Annotated in this window: 15 protein-coding genes; all 15 read left to right on the top strand. The window is 64.4% G+C overall.

Annotated features, from left to right (window positions below):
• Positions 1–68 precede the first annotated feature (68 nt).
• A complete protein-coding gene (gene rlmN / locus ACMFWR_RS12510; protein WP_413191976.1) occupies positions 69–1,220 on the top strand; it encodes a 23S rRNA (adenine(2503)-C(2))-methyltransferase RlmN in 1,152 nt (383 codons plus the stop codon).
• Complete coding sequence (locus ACMFWR_RS12505) at positions 1,217–2,014, top strand: hypothetical protein (RefSeq protein WP_413191975.1); 798 nt, start codon at positions 1,217–1,219, stop codon at positions 2,012–2,014. The genes rlmN and ACMFWR_RS12505 overlap by 4 nt, the downstream gene beginning before the upstream one ends.
• The gene (locus tag ACMFWR_RS12500; protein ID WP_413191974.1) at positions 2,007–3,431 is read left to right on the top strand and encodes a RodZ domain-containing protein; all 1,425 of its coding nucleotides are present in this window, start codon (positions 2,007–2,009) and stop codon (positions 3,429–3,431) included. The genes ACMFWR_RS12505 and ACMFWR_RS12500 overlap by 8 nt, the downstream gene beginning before the upstream one ends.
• A gap of 87 nt (positions 3,432–3,518) precedes the next feature.
• Positions 3,519–4,811 carry a flavodoxin-dependent (E)-4-hydroxy-3-methylbut-2-enyl-diphosphate synthase gene (gene ispG, locus ACMFWR_RS12495; protein ID WP_413191973.1) on the top strand — a complete coding sequence of 431 codons (1,293 nt, stop codon included), beginning with the start codon at positions 3,519–3,521 and terminating at the stop codon, positions 4,809–4,811.
• Between the two features lie 17 nt (positions 4,812–4,828).
• Complete coding sequence (gene hisS / locus ACMFWR_RS12490) at positions 4,829–6,166, top strand: histidine--tRNA ligase (protein WP_413191972.1); 1,338 nt, start codon at positions 4,829–4,831, stop codon at positions 6,164–6,166.
• 157 nt (positions 6,167–6,323) lie between these two features.
• On the top strand, positions 6,324–6,953 hold the full coding sequence (locus tag ACMFWR_RS12485; protein ID WP_413191971.1) for a YfgM family protein: 630 nt from the start codon (positions 6,324–6,326) through the stop codon (positions 6,951–6,953).
• 146 nt (positions 6,954–7,099) lie between these two features.
• On the top strand, positions 7,100–8,272 hold the full coding sequence (gene bamB, locus ACMFWR_RS12480; protein ID WP_413191970.1) for an outer membrane protein assembly factor BamB: 1,173 nt from the start codon (positions 7,100–7,102) through the stop codon (positions 8,270–8,272).
• 163 nt (positions 8,273–8,435) lie between these two features.
• The gene (gene der, locus ACMFWR_RS12475; RefSeq protein WP_413191969.1) at positions 8,436–9,773 is read left to right on the top strand and encodes a ribosome biogenesis GTPase Der; all 1,338 of its coding nucleotides are present in this window, start codon (positions 8,436–8,438) and stop codon (positions 9,771–9,773) included.
• Positions 9,774–10,036: 263 nt separating this feature from the next.
• Positions 10,037–10,273, top strand: coding sequence for an RNA chaperone Hfq (hfq, locus tag ACMFWR_RS12470; protein WP_035930711.1), 237 nt, complete (start codon positions 10,037–10,039; stop codon positions 10,271–10,273).
• 113 nt (positions 10,274–10,386) lie between these two features.
• Entirely contained in the window at positions 10,387–11,592 is a 1,206-nt protein-coding gene (gene hflX / locus ACMFWR_RS12465; RefSeq protein WP_413191968.1) for a GTPase HflX, read from the top strand.
• Between the two features lie 150 nt (positions 11,593–11,742).
• A complete protein-coding gene (gene hflK / locus ACMFWR_RS12460) occupies positions 11,743–13,122 on the top strand; it encodes an FtsH protease activity modulator HflK (RefSeq protein ID WP_413191967.1) in 1,380 nt (459 codons plus the stop codon).
• 9 nt (positions 13,123–13,131) lie between these two features.
• Complete coding sequence (hflC, locus tag ACMFWR_RS12455) at positions 13,132–14,058, top strand: protease modulator HflC (RefSeq protein ID WP_413191966.1); 927 nt, start codon at positions 13,132–13,134, stop codon at positions 14,056–14,058.
• An 18-nt stretch (positions 14,059–14,076) separates the two neighbouring features.
• Positions 14,077–14,265, top strand: coding sequence for a DUF2065 domain-containing protein (locus ACMFWR_RS12450; protein WP_413194878.1), 189 nt, complete (start codon positions 14,077–14,079; stop codon positions 14,263–14,265).
• A 220-nt stretch (positions 14,266–14,485) separates the two neighbouring features.
• Complete coding sequence (locus ACMFWR_RS12445) at positions 14,486–15,634, top strand: ATP phosphoribosyltransferase regulatory subunit (protein ID WP_413194877.1); 1,149 nt, start codon at positions 14,486–14,488, stop codon at positions 15,632–15,634.
• Positions 15,635–15,809: 175 nt separating this feature from the next.
• Positions 15,810–17,150 carry an adenylosuccinate synthase gene (locus ACMFWR_RS12440; RefSeq protein ID WP_413191965.1) on the top strand — a complete coding sequence of 447 codons (1,341 nt, stop codon included), beginning with the start codon at positions 15,810–15,812 and terminating at the stop codon, positions 17,148–17,150.
• The last annotated feature ends 9 nt before the right edge of the window (positions 17,151–17,159 follow it).

The raw sequence follows: 17,159 nt of genomic DNA, 5'->3' as shown, positions 1-17,159 counted from the left end.
GACGGAACAGGAACCGGTGCCTGCGAACTGCGCAGGCGCCGGAACCGCGAAACACGCAGGTGATCGATATGGCGAACGCTGAAACCGTGAATTTGCTGGATTTCGATGCGACCGGACTGGTCGCATATTGCGCGAGCCTGAACGAGAAACCGTTTCGCGCGAAGCAGCTCCAGCGCTGGATCCATCAATTCGGAGCCTCGAGCTTCGATGGCATGACCGACCTCGCAAAATCATTGCGGGAAAAATTGCAGACGCGCGCGGAAATCGTCGCGCCGTCGATTATCAGCGACCACGTGTCGTCCGATGGCACGCGCAAATGGCTCGTGGACGTCGGCAACGGCAACGCGGTCGAGACCGTTTTCATTCCCGAAGAAACCCGCGGCACGCTGTGCGTGTCGTCGCAGGCGGGCTGCGCGGTCAATTGCCGCTTTTGCTCGACGGGCAAACAGGGCTTTAACCGCAATCTGAGCACCGGCGAGATCATCGGCCAGCTCTGGATGGCCGAACACATGCTGCGCCGCTCGCTGGGCGCTGGTGGCGGCCGGGAAGGCGCCGACCAGCGCGTGATCACCAACGTCGTGATGATGGGTATGGGCGAGCCGCTGCTCAATTTCGATGCGCTGGTACCGGCATTGCGCCTGATGCTCGACGACAACGCCTATGGCATGTCGCGCCGGCGCGTGACCGTGTCGACCTCGGGCGTGGTGCCCATGATGGATCGCCTCGGCGCCGAAGTGCCGGTAGCGCTGGCGGTCTCGCTGCACGCTCCCAATGACGCGCTGCGCGACGATCTCGTGCCGCTGAACCGGAAATATCCGCTGCGCGAGCTGATGGCGGCTTGCCAGCGCTACCTTGAAGTCGCGCCGCGCGATTTCATTACGTTCGAATACTGCATGCTCGACGGCGTCAACGACACCGACGCGCATGCCCGCGAGCTCATCGCGCTGACGCGCGACGTGCCTTGCAAGCTCAACCTGATTCCGTTCAATCCGTTCCCCGAGTCGGGGCTGCTGCGTTCGAAGAACGACCGCATCAAGGCGTTTTCGCAGATTCTGCAGGACGCCGGACTCGTGACTACCATCCGCAAGACGCGCGGCGATGACATCGACGCAGCGTGTGGTCAGCTGGCCGGCGAGGTCAAGGACCGCACGCGGCTCGCGCAGCGATCGCAACGCCAGGGGCAAAACGGATCGAAGGTCATCGAGGTGCGCGCGGTATGATCGTCAACCGGCGCCGTCCGGCATCGTCGACACTCCCGGTGGATGCATGGGCGCGTCGATGTGTGAGGGTGGCGCTGCGGCTGACGATGGCGAAGAGACAGGGCCTGGCGACAGTGGCGGCGTTTGCGGCACTGACGCTGACGGGCATGGCGCATGCTGCCGAGCCGGGTTTGGCGCCGTGGCTGCCTGCGGCCGGCGTGCTGGCTGCAGGTTGGCCTGCCCCAGATTCCTACACCGCAGGTTTGAATGTCGGCGGCTTCACCGCAGCAGAACCCGGCGCCGACAAGGCTGTGGCGTGGCACGCGGCGGTTCACACGGAACTGGCGCGCGTTTACTTTCAGGGCGGCGCGATCGATCTGGCCGAGGACGAGTCGAACCAGGCATTGAGGATCGATGCAGGGAGTCGCGACGCCGCGCACCTGCTGGCGCTTGTGGCACTGCGGCGTGGGGAGTTTGATCGCGCGGAGGCGTTCTTCGATCGCGCGCTCGCGGCAGAGGCGGCCGCTTTTCAAGGCCGCGTCGATCCGGTGCTCGCGGCGAATTATGCGAATTTCCGATGCGAGCGAATGGGCGAATGTGTGTCAGGTGAGTCTGGCAAGGCGCCAAATGCCACACGAGTCGAAATCGGCCAGTTGCATGCGCAAAGCATTGCGATAGACAATTCGGCTGCTTCCGACCCGATTGGGAAGCCATTGAACGACGGCCGCACGGGGCAGTCGCAACAGGCGACTGGCGGCACGATGGATCGTCGCACCAGACAAGAATATTCGAGCGAGGAATTACGGGATGAGTAACAAGCCGCATCCGGCGTCACAGGACGCCATCGCCGCCGATGGGCGGCGACTGGCCGCCAACGATGCGAACGAGGCTCACGTTGCCGACGAGACGACCCCGCAGGCGCCCGCGAGTGAGACGGGCGATGTAGCCGCGCATGAGGACCACGGCGTCCAGGCGCCGGACACGCACGCCCCGGCGGAAGGTGACGACGCCCAGGCATCGGACACGCATGTCGAGGCACACGGTGATGACGTCCCGGCGCAGGACACGCATGCCCAGGCGCAAGGCGACGATGCCCCTGCACCGGACAGCACGGTTCAGGCGCACGAAGACGTGCCCGCCGCCGTGACGCAACCCGTGCCGCCGCAACCGGCACCGCGAGAGTCGGCGCCCGACGCGCCGCTGACATCGCCTGGCGCGGTCGGTGCACGTCTGTCGCACCTGCGCGAATCGCGCCGCTGGTCGATCGAGGACGTTTCGACGCGACTCAAGGTGCCGCCGAATAAACTCCGCGCCATCGAGGCGGGCGATCTCTCGCTGCTCCCGGACATGACCTTTACGCTGGGCGTGATTCGCGCGTACGCGAAGCTGCTCGGCGTGGACGCCGCTCCGCTGACGGGTGCGCTGCGCCAATCGACGGGGCCGATCGAGCAGGATCTGTCGATGCCGGCGTCGCGCGGCGGTGGTCTGCCCCGTGCGGGCAAGGCCACGACGATGTCACTGAGCGGGCCGCCGAAGCGTCGTCCGTGGGTGTGGGGCATCGGCGCGATCGTGTTGGCGGTGGTCGTGCTGCTGCTCTATCGCAACGGCACCGAGCCGTCGGCATGGCTCGCCAAGCTCAAGCCGATGACCGAACCGGCTGTCGGCGCCAGCGCCGCTGCGGCCTCGGGCGCGTCGGCTGCCGACGCACCGGCTGAAGCGTCGGGCGACGCCCCGGGCGCAGCATCCGACACGCAGGCACCGGCCGATACGAATGCGGCCGCGCCTGCCGCGGGTAGCGCCACGGCCTCGGCACAATCGCCGGCACCGGCCGCTTCGTCGCCGGCAGCGCAGACGCTGGCCGCCGTCGCGGGTGCCGGATCGACGCCGGCCGCGGCAAGCGCCGCGGCAGCGACTGCTGGCGCAAGTGCATCGGCGAAGGCCGCTGCGGCCGCAGCAGCCAGCGCGCCGCCTGAGCCGGCTGAAGGTCAACAGTCGATTCATATAAGCGTGAGTGCCGATAGCTGGGTTAGCGTGAAGGACGCGACCGGCAAGGAAGTCCTGTCGGGCCTGATGCACTCGGGCGACGCCAAGGACGCGGTCGGCAAGCCGCCGCTGCAGTTCGTCATTGGTAACAACAAGGGCGTCGATTCGCTCGAAGTCAACGGCGCTGCGGTGGATCCGTCAAAATACGCAAACGCAAAGGGCAATGTCGCGCGGTTCACGCTGCCCTGAACCTGTTTTCGGCCGCCGCTGGCGGCTTGTGCCCCTTGACGCAGAGCTTGTCGCGCAAGGGGCGCCTGTATATGGAGAAGTCTCGTAATGTCGCAACAACCGGTTTTTGGTGGTCCGCTGGCGCGTCGCAAGTCCCATGGCGTCGCGATCAAGTGGGGCGATAACGTAGTCATGGTCGGCGGCGATGCACCGGTGCGCGTGCAGTCGATGACCAATACCGACACTTCCGATGCGATCGGCACCGCGATCCAGGTCAAGGAACTCGCGCAGGCGGGCTCGGAAGTCGTGCGTATCACGGTCGACACCCCTGAAGCCGCCGCCGCAGTGCCGGCCATTCGCGCGCAGCTCGACCGCATGGGCGTGTCGGTGCCGCTCGTGGGCGACTTCCATTACAACGGCCATCAGTTGCTGCGTGACCATCCGGGCTGCGCGGAGTCGTTGTCGAAGTACCGGATCAACCCGGGCAATGTCGGCAAGGGCGCGAAACGCGATACGCAGTTTGCCGAAATGATCGAAACGGCGATCAAGTACGACAAGCCGGTGCGCATTGGCGTGAACTGGGGCAGCCTCGACCAGGATCTGCTCGCGCGCATGATGGACGAAAACGCACAGCGCGCCGAGCCGTGGGGCGCCGCGAGCGTCATGTACGAAGCGCTGATCCAGTCGGCGATTTCGTCGGCCCAGCGTGCAGAGGAAATCGGCCTCGGCCGTGACCACATCATCCTGTCGTGCAAGGTCAGCGGCGTGCAGGACCTGATCGCGGTCTACCGCGAACTGGGCCGCCGTTGCGACTATGCACTGCACCTCGGCCTGACCGAAGCGGGGATGGGCTCCAAGGGCATCGTCGCCTCGACGGCAGCGCTGTCGGTGCTGCTGCAGGAAGGCATCGGCGACACGATCCGTATTTCGCTGACGCCGGAGCCGGGCGCATCGCGCACGGGCGAAGTCATCGTCGGCCAGGAAATCCTGCAGACCATGGGCCTGCGCGCGTTCACGCCGATGGTTATCGCGTGTCCGGGCTGCGGCCGCACGACGAGCACGGTGTTCCAGGAGCTCGCATCGGATATCCAGAGCTACCTGCGCAACCAGATGCCCGTGTGGCGCACGCAGTATCCGCGCGTCGCCGACATGAACGTCGCCGTGATGGGTTGCATCGTGAACGGCCCGGGCGAATCGAAGCACGCCAATATCGGGATCAGCCTGCCGGGCACCGGCGAAAATCCGGCGGCCCCGGTGTTCGTCGACGGCGTCAAGTTCGCCACCCTGCGTGGCGAGCATATCGTGCGAGACTTCCAGAAGATCGTTGACGACTACGTCGTCCGGACGTACGGCACGCCGGCTGAGCAGGCTGTTGCCAATCAAACCGCGCCCGCGGCCTAAGTTCCCTCGTGAGTGACATGTCAGATTCGAATAAAAAGCTAGCCAAGCTTTCCGGCGTGAAGGGGATGAACGACATCCTCCCGCAGGAATCCGTGTTGTGGGAACACCTCGAGACGACCGTGCGCTCGATGCTGCGTGCCTACGGGTACCAGAACATCCGCACGCCGATCGTCGAGAGCACGCATCTCTTTACGCGCGGCATCGGCGAAGTGACCGACATCGTCGAAAAGGAGATGTACAGCTTCACCGATTCGCTCAATGGCGAGGCTTTGACGCTGCGTCCGGAGAACACGGCCGCGGTGGTGCGCGCGACGATCGAACACAGCTTGCTGTACGACGGCCCCAAGCGCCTGTGGTACACGGGCCCGATGTTCCGTCACGAAAAGCCGCAGCGCGGCCGTTACCGTCAGTTCCATCAAGTCGGCGTCGAAGCGCTCGGGTTCGCGGGCCCGGATGCGGATGCGGAAATCATTCTGATGTGCCAGCGCCTGTGGGACGACCTCGGCCTGACCGGCGTGCGCCTTGAAATCAACTCGCTCGGCGAAGCCGAGGAGCGTGCCGCGCACCGCAAGGAACTCATCGCGTACCTCGAGCAGTTCAAGGACAAGCTCGACGAAGACGGCAAGCGCCGCCTTTATACGAATCCGCTGCGCGTGCTCGATACAAAGAATCCGGAGCTGCAGGAGATCGCGAACAATGCGCCGAAGCTGATCGACTTCCTCGGCGAAGCGTCGCTCGCGCACTTCAATGGTCTGCAGGCGCTGCTCAAGGCCAACAACATCCCGTTCACGATCAACCCGCGTCTGGTGCGTGGCCTGGATTACTACAACCTGACGGTGTTCGAATGGATCACCGACAAGCTGGGCTCGCAAGGCACGATCGCCGGCGGCGGACGTTACGATCCGCTGATCGAACAGCTCGGTGGTAAGCCGACGCCGGCCTGCGGCTGGGCGCTGGGTGTCGAACGCATCATCGAATTGCTCAAGGACGGCGATCTCGGCCCGGCGGAAGAGGGTTGCGATGTGTATATCGTGCACCAGGGTGACAAGGCCCGCGTGCAGGGCATGATCGCCGCGGAACGCTTGCGTGACGCGGGTCTCGACGTGGTCTACCACTGCAGCGCGGACGGTGCGACGGCGAGCTTCAAATCGCAGATGAAGCGCGCAGATGCCAGTGGCGCTGCCTATGCGGTTATCATTGGCGACCGCGAAGTCGAGGCGGGTGTGGTCGGCGTCAAGCCGCTGCGCGGAACGGCCGATGGTGCGCCGAACCAGAATCAGGCCGAAGTGCCCGCTGACCAGCTCATCGAGTTCCTGATCGACGCGATGGTTGCGACCGTCGACGACGACGAGTGACCGCGAACCGGATGATCACAACCGAGTGACCGCGAAGACGCGCAGAGCGGTGGGGCGCACAGCGCCGCACCGCCTTGCGTGATGCCGCCGGACATCGCGTGCTGTTTCGCGATACCGATAAGATCGACCCAAGAGACCGACCGACGGAAAGTTGCGCATGAGTTATCACGAAGAGCAGGAAACACTAGAAGAGCTGAAGGCATGGTGGGCGCGTTGGGGCAATGCGATCACCTGGGTCGTGCTCATCGCGTTGCTGATTGCGGCCGGTTTCAATGGCTGGAACTACTGGCAACGCAAGCAGACCGCCAAGGCCTCGCAGCTGTACGAAGCGGTGCAGCAGGCTGTTACCGCGGGTGACAAGGGTCGTGTAACCGATGTCGCCAAGCGCATGGAAGACGACTACGCGCATACGCCGTATGCGCAGATGACGGCGCTGCAGGCTGCACGCGCGCTGTATCTCGGGTCGGATATCGACGGCGCGAAGACGCAGCTGCAATGGGCGATCGACCACGCGAAGGACGGCGAATACCGCGAAATCGCGAAACTGCGCCTCGCCGGCATCCTGCTCGATCAGAAGGATTACGCGGGCGGCCTGAAGTTGCTGGCTGACGAGCCGTCGGCGGCCTTCAAGGGGCTGTATGCCGATCGCCGTGGCGACCTGCTCGCCGCCGAAGGCAAGAACGACGACGCACGCTCCGCTTACAAGGCTGCACTGGCCGCGACCGGCGATATGGACGCAAGCCAGAAGCAACTGATTCAGTTCAAGCTCGACGCGCTGGGCGGCTGACCCCGCGCAGGCCCCGGCGGCCACAGGCAAGCCCCTGGCAATGATGCCGGGGTGTCGCCGTGGCCGCTTGCCACATTCGCACGCATTGCCGGCGACCCCGCGTCTGCCGGCCGGTTTTCCCGATTATTCAAGGGCTTCTTAACAGAATGGGTTACCCAACGAAGGTTTCGATCGCGCGCGCAGCGCAATGGCTCGGCAGTGCAGTTGTCGCGGTGTCTCTGGCTTCGGTGCTCGCCGCCTGCAGCTCGCATGAAGACCCGCGCCGGGAACCGACGCCGCTGACGGACTTCAAGCCGACGCTGGACGTCAAGCAGGTCTGGTCCGCAAGCGTGGGCAAGGCCGGCAAGTATCTGTTTCAGCCGGTCGCCGTCGGCAACGACGTGTTCGCGGCAGGCCGCAACGGCAGCGTGATCCGGATCGATGCGACGAGCGGCAAGACCATCTGGTCGATCAAGGTCGACGACGACCTGTCGGCCGGTGTCGGCAGCGACGGCAATCTGACCGCCGTGGGCGGCCTCGACGGCACGGTCTACGTGCTCGGCAAGGACGGCAAGCAGCTGTGGAAGGCCAACGCGAGCGGCGAAATCGTGACGCCGCCGCTGGTTGGCAACGGCTACGTGCTCGTGCGTACGATCGACGGCCGTATCACGGCGTTCAACGCGGATACAGGCGAGCAGAAGTGGAGCTTCCGCAACCGCAGCGTGCCGCTGAACCTGCGCACGACGGTCGGCATGACCTTCGCAGGCGGCACGGCCGTGCTCGCCGGCTTCCCGGGCGGTTCGCTTGCGGCGATCAACCTCGAAACGGGCGACGCATACTGGCAGACGCCGGTGTCGTATCCGACGGGCGTGACCGAAGTCGAACGGATCAACGACGTGGCTGGCGCGCCGACGCTGGTCGGTCGTGAGACCTGCGCCGTGACGTTCCAGGGCCGGATCGGCTGCTTCGAAGCAGAAAGCGGCCGCCCGGTATGGGAACAGCCGTTTTCGAGCTACGGTGGCCTGACGGCTGACCAAAGCGCGGTGATTTCGACCAATGACTGGTCGGAAGTCTCGCTGTACGACGCCGCAAACGGCCAGCGCGTCTGGCAAAATTCGGCGCTGAAGAGCCGTACGCTGACGGCGCCGACGATCATCGGCAACGCCGTCGCAGTCGGTGACGCCGAAGGCTATCTGCATTTCCTCGCACGTGACACGGGTGTGCTCGTGGCGCGCGTCAAGGCGAATGGAAGTGGCATTTCCGCGCCGGCCGTCGTGGCCGGCGACACGGTCGTCGTCCAGGCGCGTGATGGCGATATCTACGCCTATCGTGCGCAATAACTGACGATCGGGGCGGCGCGAAGGCGCGCGTCCCGGACCGCCCGCGAACCCGGGCAGAGCCATTCCCACAACGGATGGCAAGCAGGGTTCAGGGCGGCGCGACTCATCGCATTCATGCGGCCGGCTTCAATGCCGGCCGTATGCGCTTTTTGGTATTGAAAATATGAAACCCGTTATCGCCCTCGTTGGGCGGCCGAATGTCGGCAAATCGACCCTGTTCAACCGGCTTACGCGCACGCGCGACGCGCTCGTCGCCGACCTGCCGGGGCTGACACGCGACCGCCACTACGGCGAGGGCCGGGTCGGTTCGCGTCCGTATCTCGTTGTCGACACAGGCGGCTTCGAGCCCGTCGCGAAGGACGGCATCCTGCACGAGATGGCGCGCCAGACGCGTCAGGCCGTCGAAGAATCCGACGTCATCGTCTTTATCGTCGACGGCCGTAACGGCCTCGCCCCGCAGGACAAGTCGATTGCCGACTATCTGCGCAAGGCCGGCCGTCCGATCGTGCTCGTGGTCAACAAAGCCGAAGGCATGCAATACAGCGCCGTCGCCGCCGATTTCTACGAACTCGGCCTTGGCGAACCGCGCGCGATTTCGTCCGCGCACGGCGACGGTGTTGCCGAAACGATCGACGATGCGCTGGCCATCGCATACGCAGACCGCCCCGAAGAAGAGGACGAGACCGCCAACACGCGTGGCACGAAAATCGCCATCGTCGGACGTCCGAACGTCGGCAAGTCGACGCTCGTCAACACGCTGATCGGCGAAGAGCGCGTGATCGCATTCGACATGCCGGGCACCACGCGCGACTCGATCCACGTCGAATTCGAGCGGCAGGGCCGCCCGTACACGCTGATCGATACGGCGGGTCTGCGCCGTCGCGGCAAGGTGTTCGAGGCGATCGAGAAGTTCTCGGTGGTCAAGACGCTGCAATCGATCTCCGACGCGAACGTCGTGATCCTGCTACTCGATGCACGTCAGGACGTCAGCGAGCAGGACGCGCATATCGCCGGCTTCGTCGTCGAACAAGGCCGCGCACTCGTGGTCGGCGTGAACAAATGGGATGGGCTCGACGGGCACACGCGCGACAGGATCAAGCACGATCTGCAGCGCAAGCTCAAATTCCTCGACTTCGCGAAATTCCACTTCATCTCGGCGAAGGACAACACGGGCATCGGCGCGCTGATGCGCTCGGTGGACGAAGCCTATGCAGCGGCCATGTCGAAGCTCGCGACGCCGCGTCTCACGCGTGCGCTGATCGATGCCGTGCAGTTCCAGCAGCCGCGGCGCAAGGGCCCGGTTCGTCCGAAGTTGCGCTACGCCCACCAGGGCGGACAGAATCCTCCGATCATCGTCGTGCACGGCAACGCGCTCGATGCGATCACCGACGCGTACAAACGCTATCTTGAAGGTCGCTTCCGGGAAACTTTCGGACTGACGGGCACTCCATTGCGCATAGAGTTTCGATCGAGCAAGAACCCGTACGCGGACAAGGACTGACGGGGGCAGGGCAAGCACAGGAAACGAACGCGGGCTACGTCGCGGAGACGGGGTACGGGTACGTTTGCGGCGGCAGCGAATGGCTGCTGCAGTGCAACCCGAATGTGCCGCACAGCGGCTCGGGGCTTGCTTGAGCGGACTCTTGAAGCACCGCCGGCGCGCGGTGTGGGGCGGGGAAAATCGGCTATAGTGTCACTGGGTCGGATTTCTTTTTCTTCGTCCCGTTGTCATTTCAACCCGCAAAAAACAAAACGGAGCCTGCTATGAGCAACAAAGGGCAACTACTACAAGACCCGTTCCTGAACGCACTGCGAAAAGAACATGTGCCCGTGTCGATTTACCTCGTCAACGGGATCAAGTTGCAAGGCAACATTGAATCGTTCGACCAGTACGTCGTTCTGCTCCGCAATACCGTGACTCAGATGGTGTACAAGCACGCAATCTCGACGGTCGTCCCGGCTCGCCCGGTCAACTTCCATCCGGATGCCGAAACGTCCTGAGGCACGCCAAGGCTCCCATTGCCGTGCGCCTGTGTAACGGAAGCAAACGGCCCGCAAGCGGGCCGTTGCCAACCCGGGCCGAGGCGCCGGCTCTTTAACAGACTCTCAATCCATTGACCACCAACGCAGCACTCGTCAGTATCGATTTCGGCAAGATTGATTTCGAGGCCAGCCTCGAAGAACTCGTCTTGCTCGCCAAGAGCGCGGGCGCGCAGGCCGTCGTCACCCTGACCGGCAAACGCTCGAGCCCCGATCCCAAAATGTTCATCGGCAGCGGCAAGGCGGAAGAGCTCCGGCTCGCCGTCGAAGCGAACGACGTCGAACTCGTGATCTTCAATCACGCGTTGACCCCGGGCCAGCAGCGCAATCTCGAAGGCGCGCTCAAATGCCGCGTGATCGATCGCACCAGCCTGATTCTCGATATCTTTGCGCAACGCGCACGCAGCCATGAAGGCAAGCTGCAAGTCGAGCTCGCCCAGCTGACCTATTTGTCGACGCGCCTCGTGCGCGCGTGGACCCACCTTGAGCGCCAGAAGGGCGGTATCGGTCTTCGCGGCCCGGGTGAAACCCAGCTCGAAACCGACCGGCGACTGATCGGCGAGCGCATCAAGCAGCTCAAACTCCGCCTGGATCGCCTGCGTAGGCAGCACGGCACGCAACGCCGGCAGCGCGAGCGTTCGAAGGCGTTTTCGGTTTCGCTTGTCGGCTATACGAACGCGGGCAAGTCGACGCTGTTCAATGCACTGACCAAGGCCAATGCGTACGCGGCCGACCAGTTGTTCGCGACGCTCGATACGACATCGCGTCGCGTGTATCTCGGCGAGGAAGCGGGCAATATCGTGCTGTCCGACACGGTCGGCTTTATTCGCGAACTGCCTCACCAACTCGTCGCCGCATTCCGCGCGACGCTCGAGGAAACGGTGCATGCAGACCTGCTCGTGCACGTCGTCGACGCGTCGAGCCCCGTCAAGCTCGCCCAGATCGAGCAGGTCAACATCGTGCTCAACGAGATCGGCGCACTCGATGTGCCGCAGATCTTCGTGTACAACAAGATCGACGCCGTGCCCGAACTGACGGGCCGGGGCGGGGAAATCGAGCGGGATGAGTATGGTAAGATCAGCCGCGTTTTTTTGAGCGCGCGCGAAGGCATGGGCCTCGACGCGCTGCGAGCCGCGATCACGGAACTGATCACTGCGTCGCAGGCAGACACAGATGCGAACGATGAGCCTGAAGCGCACGATCCGCGCCTTGAGCGCGAGACGCGTCGCGACGCGGATCACCCCGATCATCACGAGCCGATGCACGAACACGACGCCTGAGCGAAACATGCAATAAGGTTCGCGCCAGGGTCCGCGCCACCGATGCAACGCGACGGGTTCGATGCGATCGACGGTCTGAATGCACCCCTTTCGATTCGGGAAAACCGGCAGCTAATGTTGAACAACGAGCAACGCAAGAGGTGGACGCGAGTGCCGGACCGTCTGACGCGCAAGTCGACGGTCGTGTTCGCCATGAACGATCCGCGCGGCGGTCGCGATGGCGGTGGTGGCGGGCAGGGTCCGCGCGACCCGCAGGGCGGTCCGCCCGACCTCGAGGATCTCTGGAGAGACTTCAATCGCCGGCTGTCGCGGCTGTTTGGTCGCAAGGGCGGCGGCGGTGGTTCGCCTTCGCCCCGGCAGGGTCACACGGGACGCAATGCGACGCTCGTCGTCGTCGGTCTCGTGATCGCCGTCTGGCTCGGCAACGGCGTGTTCGTCGTGCCCGATGGCCAGGCCGGTGTCGTGACGCGCTTCGGCCAGTATCGCCACATCACTGCTTCCGGCGTTCAGTGGCGCTTGCCGTTCCCGATCGAAGCGGACGAAATCGTCAACATTTCCCAGCTTCGCTCGGTCGATATCGGCCGCGCGAACATCGTGCCGGCCACCGGCATGAAAGACGCGTCGATGCTGACGCGCGACGGCGATATCGTCGATCTGCGCTTCACGGTCCAGTTCCGCATCAACGATGCGCGCGCCTTCCTCTTCAACAACGTCGATCCCGAAACGGCCGTCACGCAGGCCGCGCAAGTCGCCGCGCGTGTGCTGGTCGGCTCGAATTCGCTCGATGCGCTCGTCTCGGGCCAGCACGGCGAATTCGCGACGCAGTTGCAGTCGGCGATCCAGGCCAGCCTCGACAAATATCAGGCCGGCATCGCGCTCGTCAGCGTGACGGTGCAGGGCATCCAGACACCGGATCAGGTCCAGGCGGCCAACGCCGACGCAGTCAAGGCCACCCAGGACAGCGACAAGCTCAAGTCGGATGCGCGTGCCTATGCCGAATCGATCCTGCCGAAGGCACGTGTCGATGCGGCGAGCACCGTGCAGGCCGCCGGCGACTACAAGATTCACATCGTGACCGAGGCGCAGAACAATGCGCAGAAATTCCTGCAGGCGCTGGCCGACTACCAGAAGTCGCCGGTCGTGACCCGCGAGCGCATGTACATCGACACGATGCAAGAGATCTACACCAATGCGACCAAGGTGCTGGTCGATACGCATTCGGGGAACAACACGGTCTATCTGCCGCTCGACAAGCTGCTCGCTGCGAACGGCGTGACCGCCAAGGTCTCCGGCATGACCGTCGTACCCCCGGCGGCCAGCGGTGCACCCGCAGCCGGTGCGCCGGCCGCTTCGGGTGCCGTGGCACCTGGCGCGGACTCGGGCGCTGACGCTGCCGCATCGGCCGCGCCCGCGTCGCCGGACAATGCATCGGCGGCAAGCCCGGGCGCGAACGCACCCGACAGCGGTGCGTCGACCGAAGACCGCTCGCAGCTGTTTCGCAGCCGCGATGCCAGCAAAGACATTCGCTAGGGGCCCGCGATGAACCGTATCGTCGCATTGATCGTTGTCGTGATCGTGCTGTTGCTCGTGGGCTCTTCGACGCTGTTCACCGTCGATCAGCGTAAATATGCCGTGATCGTCGCGGGTGGTCAGGTCGCCCAGGTGATCGACACCCCGGGGCTGCATATCAAGGCGCCGCCGCCGCTGCAAAGCGTGGTGCTGCTCGATCGCCGTATCCAGTCCGTCGACAATCCGGACGGCGACCGTTTCTCGACGTCCGACAACAAGGTCGTGCTCGCCGACGTGCTCGTCAAATGGCGCATCGTCGACCCGCGCGCGTTTATGGCTGCGTTCGGCACGGACTTGTCGATCGGCCCCGAAAAGGTCGCGTCGCAGGTGCGTGATGGCCTCACGACCGTCGTTGCTCAACACACGCTCAGCGAGCTGATTTCGACGCAGCGCGACGCGACGCTTATCGCAGCGCGTACGAAGGCCGCCGAGGTCCTGGGTCCGCGTGGCGTTGAACTGGTCGACGTGCGCTTCGAGCGGCTCGATCTGCTCTCCGAAGAAAGTGACGCCGTCTATCACCGCATGACCGCCGCCGTGCAGGCGCAGGCCGCGCAGATCCGCACCGCGGGTATCGCCGAAGCCGAGAAGATCCGCACCGACGCCGATTCACAGCGTGCCGCGATCGAAGCCGATGCGCAGGCTCAGGCACAGCAGCTCAAGGGCGAGGGCGACGCGCAGGCTTCAACGATCTACGCCGATGCGTATGGCCGCGACACCCAGTTCTATGCGTTTTACCGGAGCCTCGAGGCTTACCGTGCGAGCTTCGCGAATCCGCACGATGTGATCGTGGTCGATCCGTCGAATGCTTTCTTCCGCTTTATGCGTGATCCTGCGGGCAACCTCGGCGTACCGGCAGCGGCCGTGCCGGGCACTGCGACCCCTCGCGCCAAACACTGACCGAAAAACATCGTGAGCATGCTCGAGTCGCTGGGTGCTGCATTTGCATTGATGCTGGTGCTGGAAGGCATATTGCCTTTTGTCGCACCGGACGCCTGGAGCAATACCTTCAAGAAGATCGCCCAGATGCCGCCGAACCGCATCCGGATCGGCGGGCTGATCTCCATGGTCCTGGGGCTTATCCTGCTCCTCGTGATCCTGGGCTGAGCGCGGGCCGGCGCGACGCCGCCGGTTCGTGTGCCATGACTTCGCCGCATGGAGTCCGCCTTGAGGGCGGGCGTGCGCGACGAATGCGGCGAGAACTGAATCCATGCACCGTTTGCAAGGCCCCGGGGGGCCTCGCGCCGGTGCGCGACTTATCCCGACATCGTGCCGCGGCCAGTGCCGCGTGCACGGCATGAGGACCGTACGTGAAATGACCGCTCAGCTGTCTACCTGGCTCCTGCCTGAAAACATTGCCGACGTGTTGCCGTCCGAGGCGCGCAAGCTCGAAGAACTGCGCCGCCGCGTGCTCGATCGCTTCCGTTGCTACGGCTACGAACTCGTGATGCCGCCGATGCTCGAGTATCTCGAGTCGCTGCTGACCGGCTCCGGCTCGGACCTCGATCTGCGCACCTTCAAGCTCGTCGATCAGCTCTCTGGCCGTTCGATGGGGCTGCGTGCCGACATCACGCCGCAGGTGTCGCGCATCGACGCGCATCTGCTGAACCGTCGCGGCGTGACGCGCCTGTGCTACGCCGGCAGCGTGCTGCAAACGCGTCCGCGCGGCATGCATGCCACGCGTGAGCCGTATCAGATCGGTGCGGAAATCTATGGTCACGCCGGCCTCGAGGCCGACGTCGAAGTGCAGCAGCTGATGCTCGACACGCTCGCGCTGATCGGCCTGCGCGATGTGCGGCTCGACCTGTGCCATGCCGGTGTCCTCGGCGCCTTGCTGGCCGATGTCGCCGATGCCGAGACCCGCGAATATCCGTTGTTCGCCGCCCTGGCAGGCAAGGACGTCTCGGTGCTGCGCGATCTGACCGCGGATCTGCCTGAAGTCACGCGCCGCGCGTTGCTTGCCTTGCCGACGCTTTACGGCGATGTCTCGGTGATCGACCGTGCACGCGCCGTGCTGCCTGCCACTCCGGCGGTGTCGAAAGCGCTCGACGAGCTCCAGTTCCTTGCAGCGCAAGTCTCGGGGGTCGAAGTCACGATCGATCTCGCCGATCTGCGCGGCTACCAGTACCACAGCGGCGTGATGTTCGCGGCGTATGTCGACGGCGTGCCCAATGCCGTCGCGCGCGGCGGCCGCTACGACCATATCGGCGAACTGTACGGCCGCGCGCGTGCGGCGACCGGCTTTTCACTCGACCTGCGCGAAGTCGGGCGGATTTCGCCGATCGAAGCGCGCAGCAGCGCGATCCTTGCGCCGTGGACGCATGACCCCGCCGTGCGCGAGCGTGTCGCTGCGCTGCGCGATGCGGGTGAGGTCGTGATTCAGGCATTGCCCGGTCATGAACATACGGTCGACGAATTCGACTTCGATCGCGTGCTCGTCGAACGCAATGGTGCGTGGCAGGTGGAAGCGCGCTAAATAAAGCTCGCAAAGACAGGCCGTACACGCACTAGTCTCAATCACGCGTGTTTGGCAAGGGCGGAGCCACGATGGTGTGCGCGAAAACTGAAAAGCGCGAAACCACGTCGGATGAAATCGCAGGGCTCCGGTTCAACACAGGTAAAATACGTTTTTAACCCGCTTTATGAACAACATGTCTGGCAACGCAGTGAAAGAGGGACGCAACGTTGTCGTCGTCGGTACCCAGTGGGGCGACGAGGGCAAGGGCAAGATCGTCGACTGGCTGACCGACCACGCGCAAGGCGTGGTGCGCTTTCAGGGTGGCCACAATGCGGGCCATACGCTGATCATTCGCGGCCAAAAGACGATCCTCCGGCTGATCCCCTCGGGCATCATGCGTGACGGCGTCAAGTGCTACATCGGCAACGGCGTCGTGCTGTCGCCCGAAGCACTGTTCAAGGAAATCGGCGAGCTCGAGACCGCAGGTGTCGACGTGCGCAGCCGCCTGACGATTTCCGAAGCGACGACCCTGATTCTTCCGTACCACGTTGCGATCGACCAGGCGCGCGAGCGCCGTCGCGGCGCCGACAAGATCGGCACCACGGGTCGCGGCATCGGCCCGGCCTATGAAGACAAGGTGGGCCGCCGCGGTCTGCGCGTGCAGGATCTGTTCGACACGAAGTGCTTCGCCGATCGTCTGCGCGAGAGTCTCGACTTCCACAACTTCGTGCTCACGCAATACCTGAACGCCGAGGCTGTTGACTATCAGAAGACGCTCGACGCGATGCTCGGCTACGCCGATCAGCTCAAGCCGATGGTCGGCGACGTGTCGGCCACGCTGTACGCGGAAAACCGCGCGGGCAAGAACCTGCTGTTCGAAGGCGCGCAAGGCACGCTGCTCGATATCGATCACGGCACCTATCCGTTCGTCACGAGCAGCAACTGCGTGGCGGGTGCGGCGACCGCGGGTGCAGGCGTTGGTCCCCAGCAACTGCACTACATTCTCGGCATCACCAAGGCGTACTGCACGCGCGTGGGCGCGGGTCCGTTCCCGAGCGAACTCTATGATGCCGACAATCCGAAGCATCAGGATCCGGTCGGTATCAACCTGGCCAACGTCGGCAAGGAATTCGGCTCGGTCACGGGCCGTCCGCGCCGTACTGGCTGGCTTGACGCCGCCGCGCTCAAGCGCTCGCTGCAGATCAACGGCATTACGGGCCTGTGCATGACCAAGCTCGACGTGCTCGACGGCCTCGAGGAAGTCAAGCTGTGCGTCGGCTACAAGGTCGATGGACAGTCAGTCGACATCCTGCCGCCGGGTGCCGTGTCGGTGTCGCGCTGCGAGCCGGTGTATGAAACGTTCCCGGGCTGGAAGGAAAGCACGGTGGGCGTCAGCGAATGGGACAAGCTGCCGGTCAATGCGCGCACGTATCTCGAGCGCGTGGAAGCCGTCGCCGGCGTGCCGGTCGACATGGTGTCGACGGGCCCCGATCGTGACGAAACGATTCTGCGTCGTCATCCGTTCAAGCACTGAGCCGAAAGA

It is taken from the genome of Pararobbsia alpina (assembly GCF_965118125.1).
Taxonomy (GTDB): domain Bacteria; phylum Pseudomonadota; class Gammaproteobacteria; order Burkholderiales; family Burkholderiaceae; genus Pararobbsia; species Pararobbsia alpina_A.
This window is presented reverse-complemented; position numbering and strand designations above follow the sequence as displayed.

Excerpts from the sequence above, each read along its gene's own strand:
- hflC (WP_413191966.1), top strand. The coding sequence starts at position 13,132 with ATGAACCGTATCGTCGCATTGATCGTTGTCGTGATCGTGCTGTTGCTC.
- bamB (WP_413191970.1), top strand. The coding sequence starts at position 7,100 with ATGGGTTACCCAACGAAGGTTTCGATCGCGCGCGCAGCGCAATGGCTC.
- hfq (WP_035930711.1), top strand. The coding sequence starts at position 10,037 with ATGAGCAACAAAGGGCAACTACTACAAGACCCGTTCCTGAACGCACTG.
- ACMFWR_RS12440 (WP_413191965.1), top strand. The coding sequence starts at position 15,810 with ATGTCTGGCAACGCAGTGAAAGAGGGACGCAACGTTGTCGTCGTCGGT.
- hisS (WP_413191972.1), top strand. The coding sequence starts at position 4,829 with ATGTCAGATTCGAATAAAAAGCTAGCCAAGCTTTCCGGCGTGAAGGGG.
- ACMFWR_RS12505 (WP_413191975.1), top strand. The coding sequence starts at position 1,217 with ATGATCGTCAACCGGCGCCGTCCGGCATCGTCGACACTCCCGGTGGAT.
- ACMFWR_RS12500 (WP_413191974.1), top strand. The coding sequence starts at position 2,007 with ATGAGTAACAAGCCGCATCCGGCGTCACAGGACGCCATCGCCGCCGAT.
- ispG (WP_413191973.1), top strand. The coding sequence starts at position 3,519 with ATGTCGCAACAACCGGTTTTTGGTGGTCCGCTGGCGCGTCGCAAGTCC.
- rlmN (WP_413191976.1), top strand. The coding sequence starts at position 69 with ATGGCGAACGCTGAAACCGTGAATTTGCTGGATTTCGATGCGACCGGA.
- ACMFWR_RS12485 (WP_413191971.1), top strand. The coding sequence starts at position 6,324 with ATGAGTTATCACGAAGAGCAGGAAACACTAGAAGAGCTGAAGGCATGG.
- der (WP_413191969.1), top strand. The coding sequence starts at position 8,436 with ATGAAACCCGTTATCGCCCTCGTTGGGCGGCCGAATGTCGGCAAATCG.
- ACMFWR_RS12450 (WP_413194878.1), top strand. The coding sequence starts at position 14,077 with ATGCTCGAGTCGCTGGGTGCTGCATTTGCATTGATGCTGGTGCTGGAA.